Raw genomic sequence first — 14,364 nt, 5'->3', positions numbered from 1 at the left:
TATCTACTTCAAATTCTTCTTGATCCTCTCCACCGCCTCGATCACATTCTCGCGATGGCCGAAGGCCGAGAGCCGGAAGAACCCTTCGCCGCTGGGGCCGAAGCCACTCCCCGGCGTCCCCACCACGTTGCACTCGGTGAGAAGCTTGTCGAAGAAGTCCCAGGAGCTCATGCCGCCGGGGGTCTTGAGCCAGATGTAGGGGGCATTCACCCCACCGTAGACGGTGAGGCCGGCGGCAGCGAGGCCCTCGCGGATGATACGGGCGTTCTCCATGTAGTAGTCGATGATCTCCTTGTTCTGCTTCCATCCCTCGTCGGAGTAGACGGCGGCGGCGGCCTTCTGCACCGGGTAGGAGGCGCCGTTGAACTTGGTGGTGGTGCGGCGCAGCCAGAGCTTGTTGCAGCTGTACCGCTCGCCGGTGCTGGTGGTGCCCGTCACCTCTTCCGGCACGACCACGAGGCCGCAGCGGACGCCGGTGAAGCCGGCGGTCTTGGAGAAGGAGCGGAACTCGATGGCGCACTTCTTGGCACCTTCGATCTCGTAGATGGAGTGCGGGATTGCCGGATCGGTAATGAACGCCTCGTAGGCGGCATCGAAGAAGATGACGGCGTCGTTGGCGTTGGCGTAGTCGACCCACTTCTTCAGCTCGGCCTTGGTGGCCACGGTGCCGGTGGGGTTGTTGGGGAAGCAGAGGTAGATGATGTCCACCTTCTCCGTGGGGAGCGAGGGGATGAAGTGGTTCGCCTCGTTGCACGGCATGTAGACGATCCCTTTGTAGTACCCCTTCTCGTCGGCCTCGCCGGTCCGGCCGATCATGACGTTGGTGTCGTTGTAGACCGGGTAGACCGGGTCACCGATGGCCACCACGTTGTCCAGGGCGAAGATGTCGAGGATGTTGGCGCAGTCGCACTTGGAGCCGTCGGAGATGAACATCTCGTCGGTCTTGAGGTCCACGCCCAGCGGCTTGTAGGACTTCTCGATGATGGCGTTGATGAGCCAGTCGTACCCCTGCTCCGGGCCGTAGCCGGCGAAGTTGTCGGTGGTGGCGAGATCGTCCACGGCGTCGTGGAACGCCTTGATGACGGCCGGGGCCAGAGGCCGGGTGACGTCGCCGATGCCGAGGCGGATCACCTTGGCGCTCGGGTTGGCCTCGGCGAAGGCGCGGACGCGGCGGCCTATTTCGGGGAAGAGGTAACCGGCCTTCAGTTTCAGGTAGTTGTCGTTGATTTTTGCCATGCTGCGGGTGCCTCCTTGAAAATCAATATTAGATACGGTGTCAGAAAACCGGGATTACGGATCCTTTGTATTTCTCTTCGATAAACTTCTTAACCGCATCACTCTTCAGCGCCTCAATCAGCGCCTTGGTCTCCGGGCGGTTTTCATCGCCTGCCCGAACGGCGATAATGTTGGCGAAGGTCGTCGCCGCCAGGGACTCCTTTTCTTCCTTTGCCAGGGAGTTGGCAGCAACGGAGAGGTTGGCCAGCAGGGCGTAGTTGCCGTTGATCACCGCAAAATCAACATCGGGGAGCGAACGGGTAAGCTGCGCGGCTTCAAGCTCTTTTATCTGGATATGCTTCGGATTCTCGACGATGTCGGCTGCCGTGGCCTTGAGGCCTGCACCCGGTTTCAGCTTGATCAGCTTCATGGTTTCCAGCAGAAGCAGGGCGCGGGCCTCATTCGTCGTGTCGTTGGGCACGGCGATGACCGCACCTTCTTTCATGTCCGCCAGCGCCTTTGTCTTGCCGGCATAGACGCCCAGCGGCTCGTAATGGATTGCTGCCGCCGATACAAGGCTGGTCTTGTTGTTTTTGTTGAAGTCATCCAGATAAGGCTTGTGCTGGAAATAGTTGGCATCCAGCTCCTTGTTTTGCAGCGCCAGATTGGGTTGTACGTAATCGGTAAACTCTTTTATCTCCAGCTGATACCCTTTTTCATTGAGCACTTTTGCGACAACGCCGAGGATTTCAGCATGGGGAGCGGGAGAGGCGCCGACCACGATCTTCTTGGCGCTTTTCTGCTTGCATCCGGTCACCAATGCGACCGCCATCAACGAAATCACCAACAACGACAGGACTTTTTTCACGTTATTTGTCTCCTTGTTTTTTATCTTCTCTTATCCTGCTTCTGGGAAATCTTCATGCCGATATCCTGGAAGATCTGGACAACCACTATCAGCAGAACTACGGTTGCGATCATGATGCCGTTCTGATAGCGGTAATACCCGTATCGGATGGCGATGTCCCCGAGCCCTCCGCCACCGACGATGCCCGCCATGGCCGAATAGCCGAGGATCGTTGTCGTCGCAATGGCGCTGCCGACTATCAGCGACGGTTTTGCTTCGGGTATCATCACCTTGGTAATGATCTCAAACGGGGTGGCGCCCATGGATAAGGCGGCCTCGATAATTCCCCTATCCACCTCTTTGATGGATGACTCCACCAGCCGGGCCACAAACGGAGCGGCTGCAATAATCAGCGGCACGACGGTGGCCGTCGAGCCTATGGTGGTTCCCGTTATGAACCGGGTTATCGGCAGGACCGCTATCAGCAAGATCAGGAACGGAACGGATCTGGTCAGGTTTACCAGCACATTCAGGATCTTGTTCAGGGCAGGACGGGGCAGGATACTCCCTTCTGCCGTCACGACCAGAATAATGCCCAACGGCAGGCCGAGGAGATACGCCGCCGATGTTGAAAACACCGTCATATAGAGCGTCTCCAGCAGGCCTTTGACTATCATGACGGTGGTAGAGCTATCCAGCATTATCTCCCAATTCCTCGACAAAAAGATTGTGCGTCCGGAAATACCCTACCACCTTGCTCGCCAGGTTCTCGTCCTCCGGCAGCTGCAGGACAAGCTCCCCGAAAGCCACGCCATCAATATCCCTCATGTCGGCGTACATGATGTTAACCGGCGCCTTGCATTCCAGTATCATGCTGGCGACCGTGGGAGACGAGGAGGAGCTGCCATCGAAGACGATGCGGCAGCACCTTTTCCCGATAAAGCGCTCCATCATCTTGGCATCGGGATAGACAAGCCGCTGCGCAGCCTGGGTCTTGGGATGGGCAAAAATCTCCTGTACCGTGCCGGCCTCGACGATCCTGCTCTTATCGATGATGGCGACATGCTGGCATATCTCTTCGATGACGCTCATTTCGTGCGTTACGACGACTATGGTTATGCCGAGCCGCTTGTTGATATCTTTAAGCAGGGCCAGTATGGAGCGGGTGGTGGCAGGATCAAGGGCGGAGGTCGCCTCATCGCAGAGAATCACCGTGGGGTCGACGGCCAGCGCTCTGGCTATGGCCACGCGCTGCTTCTGGCCGCCGGAGAGTTGCGACGGATAATGGTCCGCTTTATCCGACAGCCCGACAAGCTCCAGCAGCTCCCGGGTCCGCGCCTTGGCCTCCTGCTTGCCGACCCCGGCGATCTCGAGGGGGAAGAGGATATTTCTTTCGGCCGTGCGCTGCATCAACAGATTGAACTGCTGGAATATCATGCAGATACTGCGTCTGGCTTCTCGTAACTCCCTTTCCGTGAGGCGCGACAGGTCCTGGCCGTCTACGGTAATCCTGCCGCTGGTCGGCTTTTCGAGGTAGTTCATGCAACGCACCAGCGTGCTTTTGCCTGCGCCGCTCTCCCCGATGATCCCGAAAATATCGCCCTTCTCGATCTCGAGATTGATGTCGTCCAGAACCGTGACCTTTTCGCCGTTGAGCAAAAAGGTCTTGTTGAAATTCTCTATTTTGATGATCGGGCTTATTGCGTCCATGGTCTGCGTGAGAGTTGCTTTTTCGAGCGGAACGTGTGTGACAATCTGAATGCCGGTATTTTTCCTCTATTTCAAACCTAACACGTCCTGCATGTCGTAGATGCCCGGCTGCTTCCCCACCACCCACTGGGCGGCGCGTACGGAGCCGCGGGAGAACATGTCGCGGGTCATGGCCCGGTGGCTGATCTCGATCCGCTCACCCATGCCGATGAAGTAGACGGTGTGCTCGCCGACGATGTCGCCGCCGCGCACGGTCTGCATACCGATCTCTTCCCTGGTCCGCTCGCCGCAGATTCCCTCGCGGTGGAAGTTGGCCACCTTGTTGTAGTCACGCCCCAGGGCCTCGGCCACCACCTCTCCCATGCGCACCGCGGTGCCGGAGGGGGCATCCTTCTTCTTGTTGTGGTGCAGCTCCACGATCTCCACGTCGAAGTCGTCCCCCAGCGTCTTTGCCACGTCCTTGAGAATCTTGAAGCAGACGTTGACCCCGACGCTCATGTTGGGGGCCAGCACCGCAGGGATCTCCTTCGCCAGTTCTGCAGCCAGGGCCCGCTCCTCGGGGGTGAAGCCGGTGGAACCGATGACGATCGCCTTTTTCTTGAGGGCGCAGACCTCCAGGTTCTTGAGCGACACCTTGGGGGTGGTGAAGTCGATGAGGACGTCGCACCCCTCCACTACGGCGTTGAGGTCGTCGGAGATGGCGACGCCCAGGGCGCCACAGCCGGCGATGAGCCCGGCGTCCTGCCCCACCAGCTCGTGGCCCGGCCGCTCCAGCGCGCCGGAAACCGTGCACCCCGCTTCTTTCGCGGCAACGATGATGCGCTGGCCCATCCGGCCGGCTGCGCCGCAGACTGCTACTTTAATCATGGCATAACCTCACAAAATCCGCCACGGAGACACAGAAGCACAGGGTTTCACGGAGAAATACAAAAATCAAAATTCATCTGGTTAAACCCAAGCAATCAGATGGTGTCTTTCTCTGTGGTTCTCTGTATCTCCGTGTCTCTGTGGCAGATTATGAATTTAAATCAGCTGGTATTCTTTCATGATGGCCGCAAGCTTCGCCTTGTTCCCCTCCGCCATGGGGCAGAGCGGCAGACGCACCTCGTCGGAGCACTTGCCCATGAGCCCAAGGGCGGTCTTGACCGGGATCGGGTTGCTCTCCATGAACATGGCATTGCCGATCTTGAGGGTCTGCAGGTGGAGCTGGCGGGCCTTCTCCAGGTCGCCGGCGAAGAAGGCGTCGGTGAGATCGGCCACCGTTTTCGGCATGATGTTGGCCAGCACCGAGATGACCCCCTTGGCGCCGCACGCCATCATGGGGAAGGTGATGAAATCGTCACCCGAGAGGACGTCGATCTGATCGCCGCAGAGCGCCATGACCTCCGAGGCCTGCTGCAGCGAGCCGGTCGCCTCCTTGATGGCGACGATGTTCTTGTTCGGCGCCAGCCGCGCCACGGTCTCGGGGAGCATGTTGACCCCGGTGCGCCCCGGGACGTTGTAGAGGATCTGGGGGATGGCGACGGCAGCGGCGATGGCGGTGTAGTGGCGCACGAGCCCTTCCTGGGTCGGCTTGTTGTAGTACGGAGTCACCAGCAGCACGCCGTCGGCCCCGGCCTCCTTGGCCTTCTGGGAGAGCTCGATGGCCTCGGCGGTGGAGTTGGAGCCGGTGCCGGCGATGACCGGAACCCGCTTGTTGACCTGGTTGATGACGGTCTTCACCACGTCCATGTGCTCGTCGTAGTCCAGCGTGGATGCCTCGCCGGTGGTGCCGCAGGGGACGATGGCGTCGGTGCCGCCGGCGATCTGGAACTCCACCAGCTCCCGGAGCTTCTCGAAATCCACGGCGCCGTTCCTGAACGGGGTGACGATGGCGACAATACTTCCCTTGAACATAATCAGTTCCTCCTTCAGAGGTATATGAATCCTGGCTGTTGGTTACAGAAAGCTGGCGACTTTCTCGCCTTTGATGAGGTCTTCGACGGTCTCGCGCTCGCGGACCACTTCGAACTTGTCCCCCTTTACCATCACCTCGGCCACCCGCGGCCGACTGTTGTAGGAACTGCTCATGGCGAAACCGTAGGCGCCGGCCGACAGGAAGGCCACCAGGTCACCCTGCTTGAACATCGGCACCTCGCGCCCCTTGACCAGGAAGTCCCCGGACTCGCAGATGGGGCCGACGATGTCGGCGACGATCATGCCGTCCTGGTCCCTGGTGACCGCCTGGACCCCGTGGTAGGAGTCGTAGAGGGCCGGCCGGGCCAGATCGTTCATGCCGGCGTCGATCATGATGAAGTTCTTTTCGTCCCGGGCCTTGGTGTAGAGGGTCTTGGCCACCAGGATGCCGGCATTGCCGACCAGGTTGCGCCCCGGCTCGAAGACCAGGTGCATCCCGAGATCCTTGGTGGCGGCAACGATCTCCTTGCCGTAGTCGGCCGGCAGGGGGGGCTCTTCGGCGTTGTACTGGATGCCGAGGCCGCCGCCGCAGTCGAAGTATTGAAGGTCGATCCCCTGGCTGCGGAGCTTGCCGATCATCACCTTCAGCTTCTCGATGGAGTCGACGAAGGGGTTCACCTTGGTGAGCTGGGAGCCGATGTGCATGTCGATGCCGATGACGTCGATTCCCGGCAGGCTCTTGGCCCGCACGTACTCTTCCATGGCCCGGTCGATGGTGATGCCGAACTTGGCGTTCTTGAGGCCGGTGGTGATGTAGGGGTGGGTGCCGGGATCCACGTCGGGGTTCACCCGGATGGCGATGCCGGCCGTCTTCCCCATGCGGGAGGCGATCTCGGAGATGCGGGTCAGCTCCTGCTCCGACTCCACGTTGAACATGAGGATGCCGGTATTCAGGGCGTACTCGATCTCGTCGTCCTTCTTGCCGACGCCGGAGTAGACCACCTTCTTCGGATCGGCGCCCGCCTTGAGGGCCCGGTAGAGCTCGCCGCCGGAGACGATGTCGACGCCGCCGCCGAGATTGATGAAGGTCTTGAGGACCGACTGGGTGGAGTTGGCCTTGACCGAGTAACAGATGGTGTGGGGGGCGCCGGCGAACGCCTCGTCAAAGGCCTTGAAGTGCCGGGTCAGGGTGGCGTGGGAATAGACGTAGACCGGCGAGCCCACCCTGGCGACGATCTCCTTGAGCGAAACGTCCTCGGCAAAGAGCTCGTTCCCCTTGTACTGGAAGTGATTCATGGTTTCCTCCGTTTATGAAAAGTGTGTCATCGGCTCGACGTAAACAAAAGTGGGTATTTCTAACATGCCGCCCCGAAAAAGTCAAAAGATTAGCGGCTTACCGGACTTTCACTCTTCCGCCGGGGCAGTGCGGGAGCCCCTCGCTTCGTTGGAAGCCGCCCCCTCCACAAGCTGGCCGTCGGCCCCCACCACCTCGCGCACCGTGTAGACGTACGCGGCGCCGTGCTCCACCCCCTGGTCCTCGAAACGCTCCTCCTTCACCGGGGTCGGGGTCAGCAGGACGAGGGTGCCGAAGTCGTCCCCCCGCCGTCGGTAGAGGTCGTAACCGACGAAATCGGCGCCGGGGGTCCGGGCCGGCGCCCACTGGAGCAGCACGCCGGTGGGGGTCGAGGATGCCGTGAGGCGCGGGGCGGAAGGAGCCCCCACCTTCCGCCGCCGGGCACGGTTGGATGCGGCACTCTCGCTCCCGTCCCGGCGGTAGGCGATCACCTTGTACTGGTAGGTCGTGCCGTTCGTGACGGCGGCATCGGCGAAGAAATAGCGGTTGCCATAGACCTTCACATCCTGGAGGTAGTCCAGGTCCACCACCCTCACGAGGCGATAGGCGGTGGGGCACTCCTCGCAATCCTCGCCCGGCGGAAGCACCTCGCGGCGGTAGAGCCGGAATCCGGCCAGGTCCTTCAGGGGGCGCCCCCCGGCGTCCCGGGCCGGAGCCGACCAGGAGACGAAGAACCGGTCTTCCTTCTGCTCCACCGAAAGGGTATCCACCGCCCCCGGCGCAAAGGCCTCGGGGGCGACGAGGGGCCCCTTCCTGCCGCAGCCGCCGAGGAGGAGAACGGAAACCATCACTGTCAGAACCAGTGCTCTCATATCTCGATCCGTCGGGAACCTATCGTCCCGCCTTGACCCGCGCGATCTCCGCCTTCACCCGCTCCAGGGCGGTGCCGCCGGTGGCGGCCCGGGCGTTCACCGAGGCCTCCAGGGTGATGCAGCCGAAGATATCCTCGCCGATCGTGTCCGAGAATCCCTGCCACTCCGCCAGGGACAGGTCGGGGAGGTCCTTGCCGTTGGCGATGCAGTAGGCCACGGTCTTTCCCACCACCTCGTGGGCATCGCGGAACGGCATCCCCTTGCGGACCAGGTAGTCGGCCACGTCGGTGGCGGTGGAGAACCCCTTGGCGGCCGCGGCCCGCATGTTGCCGCTGTTGATCCGCATCTCCCGCACCATGTCCGCGAAGATCTTGAGGCTCCCCTTCACGGTGTCGATGGTGTCGAAGAGGGGCTCCTTGTCCTCCTGCATATCCTTGTTGTAGGCGAGCGGCAGCGACTTCATGACCGTCAGGAGCGTCATGAGGTTGCCGTAGACCCGGCCGGTCTTGCCGCGGACCAGCTCCGGCACGTCCGGATTCTTCTTCTGGGGCATGATGGAGGAGCCGGTGCAGAAGGAGTCGGTCAGCTCCACGAACTTGAACTCGCTGGTGGACCAGAGGATCAGCTCCTCGGAGAAGCGGGAGAGGTGCATCATGAGGATCGACGATGCGGAGATGAACTCCAGGGCGAAGTCCCGGTCGGAGACCGAGTCGAGGGAGTTGCGGGTCACCTCGGGGAAGTCCAGCAGCTCGGCCACGTGCTCCCGGTCGATGGGGAAGGTGGTCCCGGCCAGGGCGCCGGCCCCCAGCGGCAGGACGTTCATCCGCCCCAGGCAGTCCTCCATCCGCCCCCTGTCCCGGGCGAACATCTCCACGTAGGCCATCATGTGGTGGGAGAAGAGGATCGGCTGGGCGGTCTGCAGGTGGGTGTACCCCGGCATGATGACGTCGAGGTTCTTCTCCGCCTGGGAGATGAGGGAGTCGACGAGGAGATCGAGATAGGCGGAGATCTCCACGATCTCGTCCCGGAGGTAGAGGCGGATGTCGACGGCCACCTGGTCATTGCGGGAGCGCCCGGTATGGAGCCGCTTGCCGGCCTCGCCGATCTTCTCGGAGAGGCGCGCCTCGATGTTCATGTGGATATCTTCCAGGGCGACGGAGAAGTCGAACTTCCCCCCCTCGATCTTCTTCAGGATATCCTGGAGACCCTCGACGATCCGCTCCACGTCCGCCATGGGGATGATCCCCTGCTTGCCGAGCATGCGGGCATGGGCGATGGAGCCCCGGATATCCTGATGGTAGAGCCGCTTGTCGAAGTCGATGGAGGCGGTGAACTCCTCGACGAATTTGTCGGTCGGCTCGGAGAAGCGGCCGCCCCAGAGTTTTTCGTGTGCCATGGGTATCTCCTGGTTGTTGATTACGTTTCCTGCCCGATCTCGAAACCGCTCTTCATCTGGCCGCCGGAAACCCGGGTCCATCCCCCTTCGGGGATCCAACGCATGATGGCGTGGACCTTGAGGGGTATCCGGCTCGTCCGGGGGTCGAGCTCGTGGTGGAGGGGGAGGTTGAAGTAGTAGAGCCGGGTGCCGCCGCCGAAACGGATCCGGCAGACCGGCGCCCCCTCGAAGTCATCGGTGGAGAACTCCGCGAGATGGAGCCGGGCGAGGCGGTGGTTGCGGCTGATGATGACGGAGGAGTGGCCGAAGCCGTGCTCCAGGGGGAACTCCTCGATCTGCGTCTCCTCCGAGCTGTTGCCGAAGACGGTGACCGTCTCCCGCACCCCCGGGGTATCCTCCAGGTATTCGCCGTAAAAGCCCGAGACCACGTCGCGGTAGGCCGGGTGCTCCGGTTTCGGATTGCACTGGATGACGAAGAGGGTGTCAAGCGCCTGCCGGGTGGTGAAGTAGAGCTGGTTCGCGTGGTCGATGATCTGCCTGATGTTGGAGCGGTAGAGGTCGCGGTAGAGGTAGTCGAGGCAGATCAGGACCATGAAGTTGAAGCAGGAGGGGCGGCTCCGGAAGAGATAGAAGTGGCGCCCGCGGTAGAGGTCGTGGAACTTGTCGGGGAACTCCTCGCCGCTGAAGGGGTGGCTCTTCGCCTCCAGGAAGAGCCGCAGGGTGCCGCTCGCCTCCTTCACCGCCACACAGCACCAGTTGACCGGCATCTCCAGCACGTCGCCCGAATCGATGTCGCGGTCGACCAGCTCGATCGCCTCGGCGTTGTCCTCGCGGAACCGCTCCAGCAGCTCGCGGTAGGTTCGGAGGCTCACGTGCTCCACGCCGAACATGGTGACGGTGTTGGGGCGGCATCGTTCGCCGGCGAGGGCGAGCATCTCGTCGAAGCGGGCGAAGGGGACCGAGGTCTCCGGAAAGACGAGGAAATGGAGCTTCTTGAGGTTCCCCTCCCCCGCCGCGGCAAGCTCCATCACCGACCGGATCTGTTCCCACTGGCGGTCGGGCTCCACGACGGCAAACCCCACCTCCGAACGCCGGAGCCGGTTGGGGATCTGGGCGATCAGGCAGTGGAGATGGTGGCCGAGGGGAAACTCGAGATTGACCTTTTTGTCGATGATCTGGACCATCGGAACCTTTTCACGTCTCGCAGCTGCAGAGCTCCGGGAAGATCTTCCCGAGGATGAACCGCGTCCCCTCGGGCATCTTGTAGGAAGCCAGCTCGCCCCGCGGCACCCAGCGGGCCTCCTCCACTTCGCTCGGGTTGTGCTCCACAACGCAGTACAGGGGATGGCAGAGGTAGTAGAGGATGATGAAGTGGTAGTTGTCGTCCCCCGGCGTCAGATGCTCGAAGACGTCGATCAGGTCCTCCACCTCCACCTGGAGCCCCACCTCTTCCATTACCTCCCGCTGGAGTGCCGTTACGATCGGCTCCCCCAGGTCAATCTTCCCCCCCGGCATCACCCACTCCCCCTTGAAGGGGGGGACGTTGCGCTTGGTGAGGAGCACCTGGCCGTCGCCGTCGACGATGACCGCCACGACGGAGGTGACGATGTGGTCTTTTTTGAATGTTTTGCCGGTCATGCGATAAGCGAAGGGACACGGCGGACCGTGTCCCTGGATGACGCGTCGGGAATGAAGAAGTGCACCGCTACTTCTTCTGGGCCTGCATCAGCGACCGGATCCGCAGACGGAGCGAATTGATCTTGATGAACCCTTCCGCATCCTTCTGGTTGTAGACCTGGTCCTTCTCGAAGGTGGCGAAGTCGAGGTTGAAGAGGGAGTCGGTCTCGGACTTGCGGCCGACGGTGCGGCAGTGCCCCTTGTAGAGCTTGACGCGCGCCACGCCGTTGACGCTCTTCTGAGAGTCGTCGATGAGGGTCTGAAGCATCTCCCGCTCCGGGGAGAACCAGTAGCCGGCGTAGACGAGCCGGGCGTACTCGGGGATGAGGGAGTCGCGGATCCGCATCACCTCGCGGTCCATGGTGATCTGCTCCACCGCCATGTGGGCCTCGCGCAGGATGGTGCCGCCGGGGGTCTCGTAGACGCCGCGGGACTTCATCCCTACGGAGCGGTTCTCCAGCAGGTCGACCCGGCCAATGCCATGCTCGCCGCCAAGGAAGTTCAGGTGGGCCAGCAGTTGCGCCGGGCTCATCTTCTCGCCGTCAACGGCCACGGCGTTGCCGTTTCTGAACTCGATCTCCACGTACTGGGGCTTGTTGGGGGCCTTTTCCGGCGCCTTGGTGAGGACAAACATGTTCTCGGGGGGTTCGGCCCAGGTGTCCTCCAGGATCCCCCCCTCGAAGGAGATGTGGAGGAGGTTGCGGTCCGAGGACCAGGGACGCTTCTTGGTGACCGGGATCGGGATCCCGTTCTTCTTGGCGTAGTTCACCAGGGCCTGACGGCTGTTCAGCTTCCAGTCCCGCCACGGAGCGATGACGGTGATGGCGGGGTCGAAGTGGTAGTAGCCGAGCTCGAAGCGGACCTGGTCGTTCCCTTTGCCGGTGGCGCCGTGGGAGACGGCGTCGGCGCCCTCGATCTTCGCGATCTCCATCTGGCGCTTGGCGATGAGGGGACGGGCAATGGAGGTGCCGAGGAGGTAGTGCCCTTCGTAAATGGCATTGGCCCGGAACATCGGGAAGACGAAGTCCTTGACGAACTCTTCCTTCAGGTCGTCGATGTAGACCTTGTCGGCGCCGGTGGCAAACGCCTTGTCGCGGATCGGCGCCAGCTCGTCCCCCTGCCCGAGGTCGGCGGAGAAGGTGATGACCTCGCAGCCGTACTCGTTCTTGAGCCACTTGAGGATGATGGAGGTGTCCAGACCGCCCGAATAGGCGAGGACGATCTTCTTCACGTCTTTCTTGGCCATGTGGTTCTCCTTTTGGTTCGGTTTGTTCGGTAGCTGCGGTTACTTCATGAGGGTGGCCATGATGGCCTTCTGGACATGGAGCCGGTTTTCGGCCTCGTCCCAGACCGCCGAGCGGGGCCCCTCGATGACGCTGTCGGCGATCTCCTCGCCGCGGTGGGCCGGGAGACAGTGGAGCACCATGCAGTCGGGCTTCGCCAGGGCGACGAGCGCGTCGTCGACGCAGAAGCCGGCAAAGGCCTTCTCCCGCACCTTCTGCTCCGCCTCCTGCCCCATGCTCGCCCAGACGTCGGTATTGACCACGTCGGCCCCCCGCACCGCCTCGGCCGGATCGTGGGTGATGGTGATGGCGGAGGTTGCCCGGGCAAGGGCCCATTCCATGACATTCTTGTCCGGCTCGTACCCCCTGGGACAGGCGAGCCGCAGGTCGAAGCCGAGGATGGCGGCGGCCTCGATCCAGGTGTTGGCCATGTTGTTCCCGTCGCCGACCCACGCCACCGTCAGCCCCTCGTAGCTCCCCTTCTGCTCCATGACCGTGAAGAGGTCGGCCATGATCTGGCAGGGATGGAAGAGGTCGGTGAGGCCGTTGATGACCGGAATGGTGGCGTACTGGGCGAACTCCTCCACGATCTCCTGGCCATAGGTCCGGATCATGACGCCGTCACAGTAGCGGGACATGACGCGGGCGGTGTCGCGGATCGGCTCGCCGCGCCCCATCTGGGAGGTGGCGGAGGAGATGAAGAGGGGGTGGGCACCGAGCTGGAAGACCCCCACCTCGAAGGAGATCCTGGTCCGGGTGGACGACTTCTCGAAGATGAGCGCCACGCTCTTCCCCTTGAGGATGTGGTGCTCGACCCCTTGCTTCTGCTTCGCCTTGAGCTCCTTCGTCAGGGCGAAGAGCGCGTCGAGCTCGTCCTTGGTGTACTGGCTGAGGGCGAGGAAATCCCGCTTCATGGTTTCATCTCCTCCAGAATGCCGTCGAGGACGGCGATCATTTCGTTCACTTCCTGCTTGGTCACCACCAGGGGGGGGACGAACCGGAGCACCCGGTCCTGGGCCACGTTGAGGAGGACCCCCCGCTGCAGCCCCTTGACGACGATCTCCCCCGCCGGGATGGAGAGCTCCATGCCGATCATGAGGCCGATCCCCCGCACGTCGGTGATGAAGGGATACTTTTCTTTAAGCCGCTCCAGCTCCCCCACGAGGTAGTCGCCCATCTCCTCCGCCCGGTTCAGGAGCCCCTCCTCCAGGACCGCCCGGACGGCGGCAACGCCGGCGGCGGTGACCAGGGGATTCCCCCCGAAGGTGGAGCCATGGGTGCCGGGGGAAAACGACGCGGCCACGGCATCCTTGGCCAGCATGGCGCCGATGGGGGGGCCGCCGGCCAGGGCCTTGGCGAGGGTCATAATGTCGGGGACCACGTCAAAATGCTCGTGGGCGAAGAGCCGGCCGGTCCGCCCGATTCCCACCTGGACCTCGTCGAAGATGAGGAGCAGACCGTGGCGGTCGCAGATCTCCCGGACCTTGCGGAAGTAGTCGGCCGACGGCACGACGACCCCCCCCTCTCCCTGGATCGGCTCCAGCATCACGGCGCAGGTTTTGGGGGTGACGGCCGCCGCCAGGGCGTCGGCGTCGTTGAACGGGACGTAGCTGAAGCCGTGGAGGAGCGGATCGAAGAACTTCTGCACCTTCTCCTGCCCTGTGGCGGAGATGGTCGCCATGGTCCGGCCGTGGAAGGAGGAGAGGGCGGTGATGATCTCGTACCGCTCCGGATCGCCGTACTTCTCCCGGGTGTACTTGCGGGCGAGCTTGATGGCCGCTTCGTTCGCCTCGGCCCCCGAGTTGCAGAAGAATGCCTTGTCGGCGAAGGAGTGAGTGCAGAGGAGCTCCGCCAGGGCGATCTGGTTCGGGATGTGGTAGTAGTTGGAGCAGTGGATCATCTCGGCCGCCTGCTTCTGGAGTGCCGCCACCACCTTCGGGTGGCAGTGGCCGAGGTTGTTCACCGCCACGCCGGCGAGGAAGTCGAGGTAACGCTTCCCGTCGGCGTCCCAGAGGATGCACCCTTCCCCCCGCACCGGCACCAGTGGGTACCGGCCGTAGGTCTTCATGATGTATTTGTCAGCTTTTTCCATCCATTGCGCACTGTTCATCGTCTCGATCCTCCCGCGCGGCATCGCGCCGCGTCGCTTCCATTTCTGGCCTCTTACCGGGGGT

At 62.3% G+C, this 14,364-nt stretch carries 14 protein-coding genes; all 14 read right to left on the bottom strand.

Going from position 1 to position 14,364, the window contains the following annotated elements; all coding sequences use genetic code 11:
- Positions 1-3: 3 nt before the first annotated feature.
- Positions 4-1,236: an LL-diaminopimelate aminotransferase gene (locus tag GPICK_RS01510; RefSeq protein WP_039739924.1), complete on the bottom strand. Its 1,233-nt coding sequence runs from the start codon at positions 1,234-1,236 to the stop codon at positions 4-6.
- A gap of 40 nt (positions 1,237-1,276) precedes the next feature.
- Positions 1,277-2,083: a MetQ/NlpA family ABC transporter substrate-binding protein gene (locus GPICK_RS01505; RefSeq protein WP_039739921.1), complete on the bottom strand. Its 807-nt coding sequence runs from the start codon at positions 2,081-2,083 to the stop codon at positions 1,277-1,279.
- Positions 2,084-2,103: 20 nt separating this feature from the next.
- On the bottom strand, positions 2,104-2,739 hold the full coding sequence (locus GPICK_RS01500) for a methionine ABC transporter permease (RefSeq protein ID WP_236685609.1): 636 nt from the start codon (positions 2,737-2,739) through the stop codon (positions 2,104-2,106).
- Positions 2,740-2,752: 13 nt separating this feature from the next.
- Positions 2,753-3,772: a methionine ABC transporter ATP-binding protein gene (locus GPICK_RS01495; protein ID WP_039739913.1), complete on the bottom strand. Its 1,020-nt coding sequence runs from the start codon at positions 3,770-3,772 to the stop codon at positions 2,753-2,755.
- Positions 3,773-3,838: 66 nt separating this feature from the next.
- Positions 3,839-4,639: a 4-hydroxy-tetrahydrodipicolinate reductase gene (dapB, locus tag GPICK_RS01490; RefSeq protein WP_039739912.1), complete on the bottom strand. Its 801-nt coding sequence runs from the start codon at positions 4,637-4,639 to the stop codon at positions 3,839-3,841.
- A 156-nt stretch (positions 4,640-4,795) separates the two neighbouring features.
- Positions 4,796-5,668, bottom strand: coding sequence for a 4-hydroxy-tetrahydrodipicolinate synthase (gene dapA / locus GPICK_RS01485; protein ID WP_039739911.1), 873 nt, complete (start codon positions 5,666-5,668; stop codon positions 4,796-4,798).
- Between the two features lie 42 nt (positions 5,669-5,710).
- Entirely contained in the window at positions 5,711-6,964 is a 1,254-nt protein-coding gene (gene lysA / locus GPICK_RS01480) for a diaminopimelate decarboxylase (RefSeq protein ID WP_039739910.1), read from the bottom strand.
- 108 nt (positions 6,965-7,072) lie between these two features.
- Positions 7,073-7,834: an LPS translocon maturation chaperone LptM gene (lptM, locus tag GPICK_RS01475; RefSeq protein WP_039739909.1), complete on the bottom strand. Its 762-nt coding sequence runs from the start codon at positions 7,832-7,834 to the stop codon at positions 7,073-7,075.
- Between the two features lie 19 nt (positions 7,835-7,853).
- Positions 7,854-9,230 (bottom strand): argininosuccinate lyase, encoded by a 1,377-nt coding sequence (gene argH, locus GPICK_RS01470; protein ID WP_039739908.1) that lies wholly within the window; start codon positions 9,228-9,230, stop codon positions 7,854-7,856.
- A 20-nt stretch (positions 9,231-9,250) separates the two neighbouring features.
- On the bottom strand, positions 9,251-10,414 hold the full coding sequence (locus tag GPICK_RS01465; protein ID WP_039739906.1) for a hypothetical protein: 1,164 nt from the start codon (positions 10,412-10,414) through the stop codon (positions 9,251-9,253).
- Between the two features lie 10 nt (positions 10,415-10,424).
- Positions 10,425-10,868 carry an NUDIX domain-containing protein gene (locus tag GPICK_RS01460; protein WP_039739904.1) on the bottom strand — a complete coding sequence of 148 codons (444 nt, stop codon included), beginning with the start codon at positions 10,866-10,868 and terminating at the stop codon, positions 10,425-10,427.
- Between the two features lie 67 nt (positions 10,869-10,935).
- Positions 10,936-12,153, bottom strand: a complete 1,218-nt coding sequence (locus GPICK_RS01455; protein ID WP_039739902.1) for an argininosuccinate synthase — start codon at positions 12,151-12,153, stop codon at positions 10,936-10,938.
- A gap of 39 nt (positions 12,154-12,192) precedes the next feature.
- Positions 12,193-13,104 (bottom strand): ornithine carbamoyltransferase, encoded by a 912-nt coding sequence (argF, locus tag GPICK_RS01450; RefSeq protein WP_039739901.1) that lies wholly within the window; start codon positions 13,102-13,104, stop codon positions 12,193-12,195.
- Complete coding sequence (locus GPICK_RS01445; protein WP_039739898.1) at positions 13,101-14,300, bottom strand: acetylornithine transaminase; 1,200 nt, start codon at positions 14,298-14,300, stop codon at positions 13,101-13,103. The genes argF and GPICK_RS01445 overlap by 4 nt, the downstream gene beginning before the upstream one ends.
- Positions 14,301-14,364: the final 64 nt, after the last annotated feature.

The organism is Geobacter pickeringii, from assembly GCF_000817955.1.
GTDB classification, from domain to species: Bacteria; Desulfobacterota; Desulfuromonadia; order Geobacterales; family Geobacteraceae; genus Geobacter; species Geobacter pickeringii.
The sequence above is the reverse complement of the archived record's forward strand: the minus strand, read 5'-3'. Positions and strand labels throughout refer to the sequence as shown.